This window comes from Bacteroides sp. 3_2_5, from assembly GCF_000159855.2.
Classification (GTDB): Bacteria; Bacteroidota; Bacteroidia; order Bacteroidales; family Bacteroidaceae; genus Bacteroides; species Bacteroides fragilis.
Genome location: NZ_JH636044.1, coordinates 305,418 through 321,254, shown reverse-complemented (window position 1 = coordinate 321,254; position 15,837 = coordinate 305,418). Strand labels below are relative to the sequence as shown.

The 15,837-nt window shown below is 42.2% G+C and carries 13 protein-coding genes; 1 reads left to right on the top strand and 12 read right to left on the bottom strand.

Going from position 1 to position 15,837, the window contains the following annotated elements:
• Entirely contained in the window at window positions 1-1,593 is a 1,593-nt protein-coding gene (locus BSHG_RS16145; RefSeq protein WP_005796777.1) for an alpha-galactosidase D, read from the top strand.
• Between the two features lie 74 nt (window positions 1,594-1,667).
• Here the strand turns inward: BSHG_RS16145 and BSHG_RS16150 are convergent, their stop codons facing one another.
• The 12 genes from BSHG_RS16150 to BSHG_RS16205 all read right to left on the bottom strand — a co-directional run bounded on the left by BSHG_RS16150 (window position 1,668) and on the right by BSHG_RS16205 (window position 15,824).
• Window positions 1,668-1,988: a heavy metal-binding domain-containing protein gene (locus tag BSHG_RS16150; protein ID WP_005779329.1), complete on the bottom strand. Its 321-nt coding sequence runs from the start codon at window positions 1,986-1,988 to the stop codon at window positions 1,668-1,670.
• A 297-nt stretch (window positions 1,989-2,285) separates the two neighbouring features.
• Entirely contained in the window at window positions 2,286-3,497 is a 1,212-nt protein-coding gene (locus BSHG_RS16155) for a cysteine desulfurase (protein ID WP_005783932.1), read from the bottom strand.
• A gap of 11 nt (window positions 3,498-3,508) precedes the next feature.
• Complete coding sequence (sufD, locus tag BSHG_RS16160; protein ID WP_008769207.1) at window positions 3,509-4,852, bottom strand: Fe-S cluster assembly protein SufD; 1,344 nt, start codon at window positions 4,850-4,852, stop codon at window positions 3,509-3,511.
• An 8-nt stretch (window positions 4,853-4,860) separates the two neighbouring features.
• Entirely contained in the window at window positions 4,861-5,613 is a 753-nt protein-coding gene (sufC, locus tag BSHG_RS16165; RefSeq protein ID WP_005783928.1) for a Fe-S cluster assembly ATPase SufC, read from the bottom strand.
• Between the two features lie 23 nt (window positions 5,614-5,636).
• Window positions 5,637-6,383 carry a hypothetical protein gene (locus BSHG_RS16170; RefSeq protein WP_008658000.1) on the bottom strand — a complete coding sequence of 249 codons (747 nt, stop codon included), beginning with the start codon at window positions 6,381-6,383 and terminating at the stop codon, window positions 5,637-5,639.
• Window positions 6,383-7,837 (bottom strand): Fe-S cluster assembly protein SufB, encoded by a 1,455-nt coding sequence (gene sufB, locus BSHG_RS16175; protein WP_005783924.1) that lies wholly within the window; start codon window positions 7,835-7,837, stop codon window positions 6,383-6,385. Before sufB ends, BSHG_RS16170 begins: the two co-directional genes overlap by 1 nt.
• A gap of 5 nt (window positions 7,838-7,842) precedes the next feature.
• Window positions 7,843-8,346, bottom strand: coding sequence for a CvpA family protein (locus tag BSHG_RS16180; protein WP_005796780.1), 504 nt, complete (start codon window positions 8,344-8,346; stop codon window positions 7,843-7,845).
• A gap of 74 nt (window positions 8,347-8,420) precedes the next feature.
• Window positions 8,421-11,468 (bottom strand): translation initiation factor IF-2, encoded by a 3,048-nt coding sequence (infB, locus tag BSHG_RS16185; RefSeq protein WP_005783920.1) that lies wholly within the window; start codon window positions 11,466-11,468, stop codon window positions 8,421-8,423.
• Window positions 11,469-11,588: 120 nt separating this feature from the next.
• On the bottom strand, window positions 11,589-12,851 hold the full coding sequence (nusA, locus tag BSHG_RS16190; protein ID WP_005783919.1) for a transcription termination factor NusA: 1,263 nt from the start codon (window positions 12,849-12,851) through the stop codon (window positions 11,589-11,591).
• Window positions 12,852-12,853: 2 nt separating this feature from the next.
• Window positions 12,854-13,321, bottom strand: a complete 468-nt coding sequence (rimP, locus tag BSHG_RS16195; RefSeq protein ID WP_005783918.1) for a ribosome assembly cofactor RimP — start codon at window positions 13,319-13,321, stop codon at window positions 12,854-12,856.
• Between the two features lie 137 nt (window positions 13,322-13,458).
• Window positions 13,459-14,673, bottom strand: a complete 1,215-nt coding sequence (locus BSHG_RS16200) for a 6-bladed beta-propeller (RefSeq protein WP_008657998.1) — start codon at window positions 14,671-14,673, stop codon at window positions 13,459-13,461.
• Entirely contained in the window at window positions 14,673-15,824 is a 1,152-nt protein-coding gene (locus tag BSHG_RS16205) for a 6-bladed beta-propeller (RefSeq protein WP_032497437.1), read from the bottom strand. Before BSHG_RS16205 ends, BSHG_RS16200 begins: the two co-directional genes overlap by 1 nt.
• Window positions 15,825-15,837 lie beyond the last annotated feature (13 nt).

The following is a 15,837-nucleotide window of genomic DNA, read 5'->3' as shown; positions in this document are numbered from 1 at the left end:
ATGAAAAAGAAGAAAGTTACTACTTATTGCTGCCTCCTGTTATTGGCAAGCTTTTTCACAACTGTCACGGCACAAAACACAAATACTCCCATGATGGGGTGGAGTTCATGGAACACCTTCCGAGTACATATTAATGAAGAACTAATTAAAGAAACAGCTGATGCCATGGTCAACCGGGGTCTGAAGGATGTAGGCTATGGATATGTGAACATAGACGACGGATACTTTGGAGGACGAAATTCGGAAGGACGTCTTTTTGCCAATAAGAAAAAATTCCCGAATGGGATGAGAGTCCTGTCCGACTATATTCATTCAAAAGGATTGAAAGCCGGTATATATTCTGATGCGGGCAGCAACACTTGTGGCTCCATCTATGACGCAGATACACTCGGTATCGGTGTAGGACTTTGGAAACACGACGATATAGACTGCCAAACCTTCCTCAAAGACTGGGGATATGATTTCATTAAAATAGACTGGTGTGGCGGTGAAGCAACCGGACAAAGTGAGCAGCAACGTTATACGGATATCTACAAAGCGATCAGACGGACAGGACGGACAGATGTTCGATATAATATATGCCGTTGGCAGTTTCCGGGCACTTGGGCTACCCAGTTGGCAGGTTCCTGGCGAATCCATACAGACATCAATCCACGATTCACAACAATCGACCGAATCATTGAAAGAAATCTCTACTTAGCACCTTACGCAAGCCCGGGGCACTATAATGACATGGATATGCTTGAAGTAGGAAGAGGGCTCACGGAAGACGAAGAAAAAACTCATTTTGGAATATGGTCTATCTTGTCCTCCCCGTTAATGATCGGATGCGATCTTCGTACAATTCCTGAAAAAACTTTATCGATCATTACCAATAAGGAAGTGATCGCATTAAATCAGGATTCATTAGGTCTGCAGGCTGAAGCCATTGAACGGGGAAAAGACTATCTGATTTTATCAAAAGCCATTCAGAAACGTGAAGGCAAACTACGTGCAGTAGCACTATATAACAGAAGCAATACAGATCAGCAGATCAGAGTCGATTTCGATAAGCTCTATTTATCAGGGGATGTACGAGTGAGAGATCTATGGAACCATCAAGAAATGGGAACATTCACCGATTACTATGAAACGCTAGTTCCTGCACATGGAACAGCTTTAATAAGACTTGAAGGTAGCAAACGTCACGACCGGACATGTTATGAAGCTGAATATGCTTTCATGCAAGAATTTCTGCCAGACAACAAACAGGCAGCTCATTTTACACCAAAATCAGGAGCCTCAGGAGAATATATTATGAAAAATCTTGGAAATTCACCTTCCAATTGGGCAGAATTCAGAAACGTGTATATTAGCAAAGGAGGAGATTATCAACTTAAGTTAACTTATTATTCAGGTGATAAACGCGATATCCAAATAGCTGTAAACGGAACAGAATATAAACAGTCTAACCTTTATTCCGGTACATGGGATCAAGCAGCTACAACAACTATCAAGGTTAAACTTCGCAAAGGCTATAACACGATACGTCTGTATAATTCGTACGGGTGGGCACCCGATATTGATAAAATGGAAATCATCAAAGGTCGTTAACAATAGGTAAACATATAATCCATACGAGTGTTACAGACTTCCGTAACACCCGTATGGTCTTTATGATTACTTTGTTATTCCAAGAACACAGCCGTCCCACTAGCAGTTACCATCAACATACTGCCACTTCCCCCAACTGTTTCGTAATCCAAATCAACTCCGATCACAGCATTAGCGCCCATTTGGCGAGCCTGTTCAGACATTTCTTTCAAAGCAGTATCTTTTGCCTCACGAAGCACTTCTTCGTATGAACCGGAGCGTCCGCCTACTATATCACGAATACTGGCAAAAAAGTCACGGAAGACATTGGCACCTATAATAGTTTCTCCGGACACAATGCCATAATAAGTGGTTATTCGTTTTCCTTCGATGATTGGAGTGGTTGCTAATAACATAATTCTTGTTTCATTTAGAGGTTTATATTAATATTAGACGATAAAGAAAGAAAAAGGTTGCAGGAATCCTTCATTTATTATCTATTTATACGGATCGGTCGTTGGAAGTAATACTGCACGGTACTTGCTCCGCCTTCCCTTAGTTGACGGAGGAAAAACAGACCTCCTCCCCAAAAGAGTTAAAGACAGAGTCCTAAAGTCATTCAACACATTCCAGCAAGTCCCTATCAAACATAAAAAATGTCGCAAAAGCAACAGCTTTCACGACACTTCAATATCTGTCAGAATACACATGCCTCAGAACATCTTACTGACCCGTTCGATACCAGCTACAAGAGCATCAACTTCCTCTTTTGTATTATACACGGCAAATGAGGCGCGAACCGTACCTTCAATGCCTAAACGACGCATTAACGGTTCTGCACAATGGTGTCCCGTACGGACAGCAATGCCCAATCGATCAAGCAAGGTACCCAGATCCAAATGGTGTATATCGCCTACCAAGAATGAAATTACACTGCTTTTATGCTCAGCCTCACCAAAAATACGCATATTCGGAATTTCTTTCAGCCGTTGCATAGCATAAACTGTAAGCTCATGTTCATGTAATGCTATTGGGTCTAAGCCAATACCTGTGACATAGTCCAGCGCTTTGGCAAGCCCGGTAGTGGCAATATAGTCTGGGGTTCCAGCCTCGAATTTAAATGGTAATTCACCGAAGACAGTCTTTTCAAATGAGACAGACTGAATCATTTCTCCTCCACCCTGATAAGGCGGAAGACGTTCGAGCCAATCTTCCTTTCCATATAAGACGCCTATTCCGGTAGGCCCATATATTTTATGACCTGAGAAAACAAAGAAGTCAGCATCCAAATCCTGTACATCCACCTTCATGTGAGGAATGGATTGAGCACCGTCAATCATAACAGGTACTCCATGAGCATGTGCCGTGGCAATCATCTCTTTCACCGGATTGATTGTTCCCAGTACATTGGACACTTGGGTTACGCTGACAATCTTAGTACGTTCAGAAAAAAGATTTTCGTACTCTTCAAGTAACAGCTCACCTTTATCATTCATCGGAATGACTTTAATCGCAATCCCTTTACGGGCCGCCAACAACTGCCAAGGTACGATATTACTGTGGTGTTCCATCACTGAAACAATCACCTCATCACCCTCTTGCATGAACTCTTCACCAAAACTGGAGACAATTAAATTAATGCTCTCCGTTGTCCCGCGAGTGAAAATGACCTCACGAGTACTACGGGCATTAATGAACTGACGTACAGTCTCACGTGAAGCCTCATGCAGCTCCGTCGCCTGCTGAGACAAGAAATGAACTCCCCGATGTACATTCGCATTGACCGAATAATATTCGTCTACAATCGAATCGATCACCAGGCGAGGCTTCTGAGTAGTCGCACCGTTATCTAAATAAACCAAAGGCTTGCCATATACCGTACGGCTAAGTATGGGAAAGTCCTCACGTATCTTATGAATATTCATTTTATCACTGATTATTTGCAAATAGAACATCCCTGGCACTTATTCAGTTCACCGCGGAAACGTTTTTCAACCAACAAATGCAGACGATCTTTCAACGCCTCCAGACGAATGGTATCAATCACCTCGTTGACAAATGCAAACATCAGCAACAGACGGGCCTCCTTTTCGGCGATACCACGAGCACGCATATAGAAAAGAGCGTTTTCATCCAGTTGACCTACAGTAGCTCCATGAGAGCATTTTACATCGTCGGCATATATCTCCAGTTGCGGCTGAGTATACATACGGGCATCACGAGTAGCACAGAGGTTACGGTTTGTCTGCTGAGAACTGGTATGTTGCGCATCAGGACGTACCAGTACCAAACCGGCAAAAGCTCCCACAGACTGATCGTCAAGAACATATTTAAACAACTCATTGCTGGTACAATTCGGCACGGCATGATCTATCGAGGTATTATTGTCCACGTGTTGGTTTTTATCAGCAATGGCCATACCACAAAGATTGATCTCGGCACCTTCACCGGCAAGGGTAACTTCTGTCGTATTACGGGTTGTCCCGTTATGAAGTGTCATTCCATTAAGCAATACATTGCTGTTTGCTCCCTGTTTCACATACAAATTACTGAAACGCACTGTACTGGTATGAGTCTCTTCCAATTCATAAAGATCGAAAACGGAGTTCTCTTCTGCAAACACTTCAATAACTTGAGTTGCCAAGAAGTTTACATTATCCATTGCATGATCGCAAATAAGCAAACGGGCCTGAGCCCCTTCTTCAAGGATAATCAACACACGGCGGTTTACCATGAAATTAACATCCGCACGAAGTATATTGACCAGTTGAATAGGTCTATCGACGATCACATTCTTCGGAACATACATCAATACTCCATCCTGTGCAAAAGCTGTATTAAAAGCCGTAACCGCATCTTTCGAAGTATCAGCCAACTTACCATAATACTTCTTCACAAGTTCCGGATGCTGTTCAGCCATATTTCTCAAACTACCGAAGATAACTCCTTCAGGCAATCCGGACTTAGGAAGCGCCTGATTGTAGAATGCATCGTTCACTACAAAAAACAATGAAGTGCTCATGTTCGGAACATCACATTTAAACACTTCATAAGGGTTCACCGGAATGGGCAGCCGGTTCAAGTTCAACCCATAATCCGGCTCAAAGAATTTACTGACATCCGTGTATTTGTATTTCTCTTGTTTCCGTGTAGGAAACCCCTGACGTTCAAAATCAGCAAAAGCTGTTGCCCGGGGGGCATTCAACGCCTCAGCGCTATGACGACAGATCATCGCCTCACACTGAGAAAAGAGATCTATATATTGCTGTTCTGCATTCATAATTAAACTCATTCTCCTAATTCCTTCTTAATCCAATCATATCCCTTCTCTTCCAACTCAAGAGCGAGTTCCGGACCGGCAGTCTTTACAATACGTCCTTTGTAAAGAACATGTACAATGTCCGGCTTTATATAGTCCAGCAGACGCTGATAGTGGGTGATGACAATACAACTGGTATCGGGAGTTTTCAGTTTATTTACTCCTTCGGCTACAATACGAAGCGCATCGATATCGAGTCCGGAATCAGTCTCGTCTAAGATACTGAGACGGGGTTCGAGCATAGCCATCTGAAAAATCTCATTCCGTTTTTTCTCTCCACCCGAGAAACCTTCATTTACCGAACGATTGGCCAATTTATTATCCAACTCGACCACTGCACGCTTTTCACGCATCAATTTCAAGAACTCACTGGCTGTCAAAGCGGGTAATCCTTTGTACTTACGCTGTTCATTGACAGCAGCACGCATAAAGTTCACCATGCTCACGCCCGGGATCTCCACCGGATACTGAAAACTAAGAAAAATACCTTCGTGACTGCGATCTTCAGGGCTCAATTCCAAAAGATTTTTACCATAGAACGTGATGCTTCCTTTCGTCACTTCGAAAGCAGGATTACCTACCAGAACAGACGAAAGCGTACTTTTACCCGAACCGTTAGGTCCCATAATGGCATGTACTTCGCCCGGCTTCACCGTCAGGTTAATGCCTTTCAATATCTCTTTGCCGTTAATGCTGGCATGCAGGTCTTTTATCTCTAACATGATCTTATCAATTATTTCATTATCTATTCTTTTCCAAAAATAACCTCGTCCAACCATTGTAATATGGAATTTCCGTCCGTCTGCGTAATAGTAAAAGGGAAGTTAACCTTTACCCCTACACTTACGGTCTGCCGCATCCCATTGCTACGTACAAATCCGGTTCCACGAGAATTGGTCTTCTCTATCTCTCCACTTATCTTTCCGGCAATGCCCATCCGGAAATTATATTTCAAGGTGAGAGCAAGACAAGAAAGAAAATATATATCAGCTCCCACCACAGGAGAAACTGTGAATAATGGTTCTTTAATTCGGTATCGATAATCGTAATCTTTACGAAACTCTTGCCTTGAAGGATCGTAATAACTGCTACTGCCCATCCCCTCCTGCCTTCGTGGAGAGAGGTTCCATCCAGTAGAAAGTCCCCCATAAGGTTGGATTGCAAACCGTTGTGGTAAGAAATAATACCGCCCTCCTATTTCCAGATTACTCATTGAGGCAGAAATACCTGGATTCAAACCTATTTCTTCACCTGTATATCCTCCTTTCAGGGAGAAACGGGTATAAGGAATATAATACTCCAACATTAAAGTATGTATATGTCCTGCAGAAACAGCTTTTCCCGAAAGTGTATTCTTTGTGACTATCGGCCAATTTCCTCCCCAAGAGCCACTGATCGCCCACCTCCTTTCTTGATCGTCAAGGTTTTGTGCCAGTACTACACCAACATAGGACAGGAATATCAATAGCCAACCAACACGTTTCGTCTTCATTATCCTACACTGCCTTCAAGAGAGATCGTAAGTAGTTTCTGAGCTTCTACGGCAAATTCCATTGGAAGTTTATTAAGTACCTCCTTAGCATAGCCGTTTACGATCAATCCAATGGCATCTTCTGTAGAAATACCACGCTGATTACAATAAAATATCTGATCCTCACTAATCTTACTGGTAGTCGCTTCATGCTCTACAACTGCCGTTTCATTATGGATATCCATGTAGGGAAAAGTATGTGCACCACACTTATCACCCAACAGCAATGAGTCACACTGGCTATAATTACGGGCATTATCAGCCTTTTCAGCTACACGGACCAACCCACGGTAAGAGTTCTCGCTCTTCCCGGCAGATATACCCTTGCTGACAATCGTACTACGGGTGTTCTTACCTAAATGAATCATTTTAGTACCTGTATCTGCCTGCTGATAATTATTCGTCACAGCTACAGAATAAAACTCTGCAGTAGAATTATCCCCGGAAAGAATACAAGACGGATATTTCCATGTAATAGCCGAACCTGTCTCAACCTGGGTCCATGAAAGTTTACTGTCTACTCCTTTGCAATTGCCACGTTTTGTCACAAAATTATAAACTCCACCTTTGCCTTCGGCATCGCCCGGATACCAATTCTGCACGGTGCTATATTTCACTTCCGCACGATCATGTACCATGATTTCGACAATAGCAGCGTGTAATTGATTCTCATCTCTCATTGGAGCTGTACACCCCTCCAGATAGGAAACATAGCTATCGTCATCAGCCACAATCAATGTACGTTCAAACTGACCGGTATTGGCAGCATTAATACGGAAATAAGTAGAGAGTTCCATAGGACAACGTACCCCCTTGGGGATATAGACAAAAGAACCGTCTGAGAATACAGCCGAGTTTAATGCCGCAAAGAAGTTGTCTCTATACCCAACAACAGATCCGAGATACTTTTTCACCAAGTCGGGATGTTCACGCACAGCTTCACTGAATGAGCAAAAAATAATACCTTTCTCCATCAGTGTTTCCTTAAAGGTCGTTTTCACTGACACAGAGTCCATCACTGCATCCACAGCCATACCACTCAATGCCATCTGCTCCTCCAGTGGAATGCCGAGTTTATTGAATGTTTTTATCAATTCCGGATCAACTTCATCCATACTCTTCGGGCCCTCCTTCTTTTTCGTAGGATCGGCATAATATGAGATTGCCTGATAGTCAATTTCCGGTATACGCAAATGTGCCCAAGTAGGCATCTCCAGCGTTAACCAATGACGATAAGCTTTCAGACGGAACTCCAGCAACCACTCCGGCTCGTTCTTTTTAGACGAGATCAAACGTACCACGTCTTCATTGAGTCCCTTCTCTATGATATCTGTATGTACCTCCGTAGTGAAGCCGTATTTATACTTCTCCTGCGTGAGTTCTTTTACATATTTATTGGGTTCTTCTTGTTGCATCATTTTTATTTGAATATATATTGTTGTGTAACCTCTTTTGCTGCGGGAAAGAAGATCCCCGCAAAGCTTTCCATAGGATAATATAACAAGGACTGCTCCTTCTTTGTTTGGCTAATCAACTGACTATCGGAGTCTATAAACTGAATGACACAGATAACCAAGCTCACCAATAAAAGATATTTCAAAGCTCCGAGCCCGGCTCCAAGCATGCGATTCAGCCAGCCAAGTGAAACCGCCTCCAATGCCTTGGTTAATACTGAAGCCACCAATGTAAAGATTAGCGGCACAGCGATCCAGATAATGACAAATGCCAGTATCTGCGCCACAGTCATGGAGTCGGTCACCGTAGGGCATAACTTCACAGCCAGTGAGGTGTACAAAGCTTTTGCTGCCAATAGCCCCACAATTAATCCGAGAATGGAAGCAAGCTGCCGGATAAAGCCCTTCATAAATCCGACAATAACACCGGCTCCAAGAGCAATCAGTATGATAATATCTATGGTCGTCATTCTATGTAAAACGAAAACGGAGACACGGAGTTGTAATCACTCTGTGCCTCCGTATATTTTCAGTTTCGTGAGAATTATAAAGTTTGCTTCACTTCTACTTCTTCGTAAGTTTCAATCATATCACCTACCTTCAAATCGTTGTAGTTAACAAGACTGATACCACATTCGAAGTTTGTACCTACTTCCTTCACGTCATCTTTAAAGCGCTTCAAAGCATTGATGGAACCTGAGAAGATTACTATACCATCACGGATCAGGCGAGCCTTATCCGAACGTTTCACCTTGCCCTCTTTCACAACAGCACCGGCTACTGTACCCACCTTAGTAATGTGGAATACCTCACGCACTTCGATAGTAGCAGTTACTACCTCTTTCACTTCCGGAGCAAGCATACCTTCCATAGCAGCCTTCACCTCTTCGATAGCTGCATAGATAACAGAGTACAAACGTATGTCCACACCTTCCTGTTCGGCAAACTTACGTGCGGAAGCCGATGGACGTACCTGGAATCCAATAATAATAGCATCCGAAGCAGCTGCTAATGTCACATCCGATTCCGAAATCTGACCTACAGCCTTATGGATCACATTTACCTGGATCTGTTCGGTAGACAGCTTGATTAACGAATCACTCAAGGCCTCGATAGAGCCATCCACGTCACCTTTCACAATTACGTTCAGTTCCTGGAAGTTACCCAGCGCAATACGACGTCCCACTTCATCCAGTGTCAACAGTTTCTGAGTACGCAGACCCTGTTCACGCTGTAACTGTTCACGTTTATTGGCAATCTCACGGGCTTCCTGATCAGTCTCAATCACGTGGAAAGTATCACCTGCAGCAGGAGCACCATTCAAACCCAGAATCAATACCGGTTCCGATGGCCCTGCCTGGGCTACACGCTGGTTACGTTCATTGAACATGGCTTTTACACGGCCGTAGCTTGTTCCGGCAAGTACAATATCACCCACCTTCAGCGTACCGTTAGAGACCAATACAGTCGCAACATATCCACGTCCCTTATCCAAAGTTGATTCGATGATAGAACCCGTAGCATTACGATTCGGATTTGCCTTTAAGTCGAGCATTTCTGCTTCAAGAAGTACTTTCTCCATCAGTTCAGGAACTCCGAGACCCTTCTTAGCCGAGATATCCTGTGACTGATATTTACCACCCCACTCTTCTACGAGATAATTCATCTGAGCCAATGTCTCTTTAATTTTCTCGGGATTAGCATGAGGCTTATCTATTTTATTAATAGCAAATACGATAGGAACACCTGCTGCTGCTGCATGATTAATGGCTTCTTTGGTCTGGGGCATTACATCATCATCGGCAGCTACAATAATAATTGCGATATCGGTCACCTTTGCACCACGGGCACGCATTGCAGTAAATGCCTCATGTCCCGGAGTATCGAGGAACGTAATCTTACGTCCATCTTCCAATGTAACATGATATGCACCAATATGCTGTGTGATACCTCCGGCTTCACCTGCAATTACATTTGCTTTACGAATGTAGTCAAGCAACGAAGTTTTACCATGGTCTACGTGTCCCATGACTGTAACAATCGGAGCACGATGTTCCAGATCTTCCGGCGCATCTTCCTCTTCAACAATGGCTTGGGCTACTTCTGCACTGACATATTCAGTCTTAAATCCAAATTCTTCAGCCACAAGATTAATCGTTTCTGCATCCAGACGCTGATTGATAGAAACCATCATACCAATGCTCATACAAGTTCCGATAACCTGATTTACAGATACGTTCATCATGCTTGCCAATTCATTAGCAGTCACAAATTCTGTCAGTTTCAGTACCTTGCTTTCTGCCATTTCCTGATCTTCCAGTTCCTGCATACGGTTGGACGCCATGTCACGTTTTTCTTTACGATATTTGGCACCTTTGTTCTTACCTTTGCTTGTCAGACGAGCCAACGTTTCTTTAACCTGCTTTGCTACATCTTCTTCGCTTACTTCCTGCTTTACTACAGGCTTTTTGAAGCGGTCTTTATTATTGTTATTACGGTTTCTATTCTGTCCGCCGCCACCTTGTTGATTTCCTCCACGGTTATTATTCGTACGCTCACTGTTTGGAGTAGGGTGTGCAAAATTAGAAGCAACATTGTTCACATCTACTTTTTCTTTATTATTGTTGATGCGATTACGTTTCTTCTTACCGTTAGGATCAAGGTTTTCCTTACCAACGACCTTAGCTTGTTTACTATCTTCTTTACGGATTTCCTTGATGATGGCTTCCTTCATCTGTTTCTTCTGATCCTGACGAAGCTTTTCCTTCTCTTCACGCTCTTTCCGCTTTTCCTCTTTCGATTTCTTTTTCGGACGTGTCGACTGATTTAATGCAGCCAAGTCAATCTGCCCGATAACATTAATCTTAGATACAAACTCAGTCGGACGGATCTTAAATACGCCCTCCTCTTCCTTCTCTACTGGAGTAACCGGTGCTTCTGCTACCGGTTTCTCTTCTTTCTTCTCTGTTTTTTCTGGAGACACCACGACTTTTGGTTCTTCTTTCTTGACTTCCTCAACCACTTTCTTTTCTGTTTCAACAGGCTTTTCAACCACCACCGGTTTCGGTTCTTCTTTCACCGGTTTCGGTTCCGAAGTAGCAGGAGTCACAGTGACTTCTTCTTTTTTCACTTCGTTTACAACAGGCTTAACCTCTTCCGCTACTTTCTTTTCCTCAGCAGCTACAGGTTGTGGTTTTGGCTCTTCTTTCACCGGTTCTTTCTCAACCTTCCGGTTCAGTTTATCTAAATCAATTTTTCCGACAGGTTTAAACTTCGGACGCACATCTTCCGGAATGACCGTCTTAATCACATCGTCAGCAACAGTCTTCTCCGGCTCCTTCTTATCATAACCATCGATAGAAACAGATGCCTTGTTGCGATCTTTGTTTTGACGTTCCTGAATGAAACGTTCCGATTCAAGTCTAAGGTTCTTATCTGTGCTGAACTCTTTCACGAGCATAGCATACTGCTCCTCGGTAATTTTCGTATTCGGGTTTGCCTCAACGGTATACCCCTTCTTTTGCAAGAACTCAACTACCGTCGCGATTCCTACATTTAAATCTCTTGTAACTTTGTTTAACCTTATCGTCATATTTTAATTTAAAGAATAATGGAGAAAGAATAATTTGATAATCGTTCAATATGCCAATGTGCCAATTCCTATACGCCCTTTCTTTTTATTGGCATATCGGCACATCATCGCATTGATCTATTATTCATTATCTTCAAACTCCGATTTCAAAATGCGTAATACCTCGTCCACCGTTTCTTCTTCAAGATCCGTTTTTTCAATCAGCATTTCGCGAGGTGCATTCAATACAGACTTAGCCGTATCAATGCCAATAGCCTTGATAGCATCGATCACCCATCCGTCGATTTCATCTCTGAACTCGTCCAAATAAATATCTTCATCCTGCGCGTTTTCATCCAACTCACGGAACACATCAATGGTGTACTCAGTCAACATACTGGCCAGTTTAATATTCAAACCGCCTTTACCAATAGCCAACGATACTTCTTCCGGTTTCAAGAATACTTCTGCTTTACGTTCTTCTTCATTCAGACGAATAGAAGAAATCTTAGCCGGGCTTAAAGCACGCTGGATAAACAATGAAATATTAGATGTATAATTAATCACATCAATGTTTTCATTGCGAAGTTCACGTACGATGCCATGAATACGACTTCCCTTTACACCTACGCAGGCTCCTACAGGGTCAATTCTGTCATCATAAGATTCTACCGCAATCTTGGCACGTTCACCGGGAATACGGGCAATCTTTTTGATGGTAATCAGGCCATCGTTTATTTCAGGCACTTCCATCTCGAACAAGCGCTGCAGGAAAACCGGAGAAGTACGCGAGAGGATAATTTTCGGATTGTTGTTTTTGTTGTCCACGCGTGCCACCACTGCACGGGCAGTTTCTCCTTTACGATAAAAATCGCTTGGTATCTGCTCTGTTTTCGGCAACAATAACTCGTTTCCTTCATCGTCAAGCAACAACATCTCTTTTTTCCAGATCTGGTATACTTCTGCGTTGATGATAGTACCTACTTTATCAATGTATTTATTATAAATACTGTCCTTTTCAAGCTCAAGAATTTTAGAAGCCAGTGTCTGACGAAGGTTCAAAATAGCACGGCGACCGAACTTAGCGAAAATCACTTCATCGGTTACTTCTTCACCCACTTCGTAAGAAGCATCGATTTTTTGTGCTTCAGTCAACGAAATTTGCATATTCGGGTTAGTCAAATCCTCGTCTGCCACTACCTCACGGTTACGCCATATTTCAAAGTCACCCTTATCCGGGTTCACAATTACGTCGTAATTTTCATCAGTGCCAAACATTTTCGCGATCACACTGCGGAACGACTCTTCGAGCACGCTTACCATCGTGGTTCTATCGATATTCTTCAGTTCCTTAAATTCCGAAAATGTATCAATCAAGCTGATTGTTTCTTCTTTCTTGGCCATAATTATTTAAAACTAATTAAGTATTTAGTATATTTTATATCATCATAGGTGAAGGTTTCATCCTCTTCTACCAATTGAGGACGTTTGGCTCCTTCGGGTTTTACTTTCTTTTGTACGGTCACAACAAACTTTTCTTCATCAGCATCTTTCAAGACCCCGCTCAGTTTGCGTCCGCCTTTAGTCAGTACTTCCACCTCCAGGCCGATGTGGTTATAGTACTGTTGCAATACTTTAAATGGCTGTCCGATTCCGGCAGAACCTACTTCCAGCTCATAATCTTCCTCTTCACGGTTCAGTTTCGACTCAATGAAGCGACTCAGCTCCACACAGTCTTCAATCCAAACACCTTCTGCATGGTCAATTTCGACCACAATCTTGTCATCAGGGCTGACGGTCACTTCTACCAGAAAATAGTCTTTATCCTCCAGCCATTCTTCAACAATCTGACAAACAGTTCTTTTTTCTATCATTGATTAACTATTAAGAACAAAAAAAGGAGCTTAATCGCCCCTCCACCTTTCATCCGTTTCGGGTGCAAAGATATAAATAATCTGTTCGACTACAAAATATTAGAGAAAAAAAAGAAATGATAAGAAAAAAACAGGAACTATCTACATTTCAATCGACCATAGAAAATATAATTGTTATCGTTTTCTTTAGTACTCCTAAGCAGTTCGGTTAGCTTTCTTCGGTCCGAATCCGAGACAATCTCACCTGAAGACAAACGATCCTCAACCATTTGCTTCAATCGTACAGGTTCAACATTCCAAACATAATATCCGTCATGAGATGAAAAGAACCAGTCAGCAGGAATGCCCTCTAAGAAATCATTGTATATTTCAACAAAAGCGCCTCGTAAAGTATGTTTATCAACCATATAATATTCCGGAGGAGTGGTAGTTGACGAATGTGGACTTAGCCTTACAGGATATGATATTTCTCCCCAGAAGTGATTCGGCAACTCTCCGAAGCTGTGTGGGGTCAATTCATGTCCTCCATAATCAAGCGTAAAACGCGGAACAAGCCTAAACTCCTGGTTATTATAGTGATATAATGAATCGTTACGATATTGGCCTCCAAACCAGAAACCAATGTCCATCATCGTCCCATTATTTAGAGATTTGATTTCATTTCCATAATCATTCACGGCCAAATACCCTGCCGGAAGTTCTTTTATAATCTTGCCATCCAAACTTTGCGTCCAAATCATAGGCGAATGCCTATCACCTACAAAGTCACGATTAAAAGAAAGAGCACAAACATGCACTCGTCCTCGTTCCGTTTCTACATGAAATACCCCTTTAGGTGACCAATGCGCCAATCGAATCGGTTGAAGTATATTTCCTTGTAAATCGAATACCAAAATATGGTCGGCCTGCCAACATAACACATAAAACCGGTTATTCTCCTCATCCATCTGTGCATCATAAGCTAAGCCATATTCACCCGCACCTTGACCAAAGGAACCGATATCCCTCAAATAAGTCCCGCTTTTAGTAAAAAGTTTGAAAGGGACATGCCCCATTTTATGTACTAAAATATATTGTTTGCCAATAATTGTTTTGGAAGAAGATACCAATGCAGCATCCCGATTATCAAGTTTGACCATTTCCAGCTCCTCGACAAAATAACTAAGAGGTACAGTAACCGTATCCTTCAACATAGACAAGTGGCAGACCCAAACGCTATCAGAGCCTGCCATTTCAACCGTAGCCACTTGTTTATGTCCCCAAACGTCATTTATCTCCCCGGAAGCTAATGGCGAACAAGCTATTAACTTCCCAAGAAGACAAATAATCAATATCTCGCGGAACAACTTCATCATTTATTGAAGTTCATAATTTGTAATACAGGGTTACCTTCTTCAGGTATAGATTCCATTATTGCCCGGAAACGAGGGTCAAACTGCTCTTTTTCAGCTTGCATCGACTCTCCTTTCATAGTAGAAGGCCAATAATAACCAATGCCGAGACCTGGAGTATTCGTTGTACGGGTTCTCTGTACATTGCAGACATCTTTTAAAACAGCCCATCCGGTTTCATTTTTCAAAGTATACATTTTTTGCTCCTTCTTATCAAAATAATAATAGTTCATTGGCATATCTGGAGTCAACCATTTCGTACCGAGCGTAGTATACAAAGTATAATCTTTAGCATCGATCGCCGGATGTAGCTTAACGAACTCTGCATTTTCAAATTTATATTCTGTCACTTCATCAATAACCTGTTTTACTTCATATGTTTCAGCATCAATAAAATACACGCCTTTCAATGATAAATCTGAAAATAAAATCCCACCATAAGCTGGCTTCAATGGTTCATAGCCAATACGTCCCTCGCTATCCCACACAAAATTATCTATCGTAATAGGACACACATACAACTTTTTGCCATCTTTTTTAGAAAGGATACAAACTGCCTCTCCATTATTACGATTCGTAAAAGGACAATATATCAGTACGGCCTCATCATTCAAGTTAGCAAACTTCCAAGAGCAACCAGGCGTTGGGAAGCTTCGTTTAAATTTCCCATTCAAATCATAAACTATAAACTTTTTAGCCCAGTCCAACACTATAATTTCTTTATTAGGGCTGTCCACATAGAAAGAGTTCAGAGACGCCCATTCCTGAGGACCACCTCCTTTATGACGCATTTGCAATAATGGATTTCCCTGACGGTCAAAAATAAATATAGCCTGTTGCTCTTCATCCTGAATATAAATCCGGTCTTCAGTGACCTGCATACAGGGATTTGTCGGTAACCTACCCAACAATGAATTTTCATCGTCTTTTAATAACACATAATCACTAACTGCCAGATCGGACAGTTTCAACTCTTTTACCGGATACTCTTTTAATCCATCGTAAACAAAAGGAGTATTTGCAACCTCTACCTGTTTTCCGGAATTAGACGAACATGCTACTAAAACAAGTAGCCCTGCCAACATAATGAAATAGTTCAGTCGATTCAACATATCACGTACATTT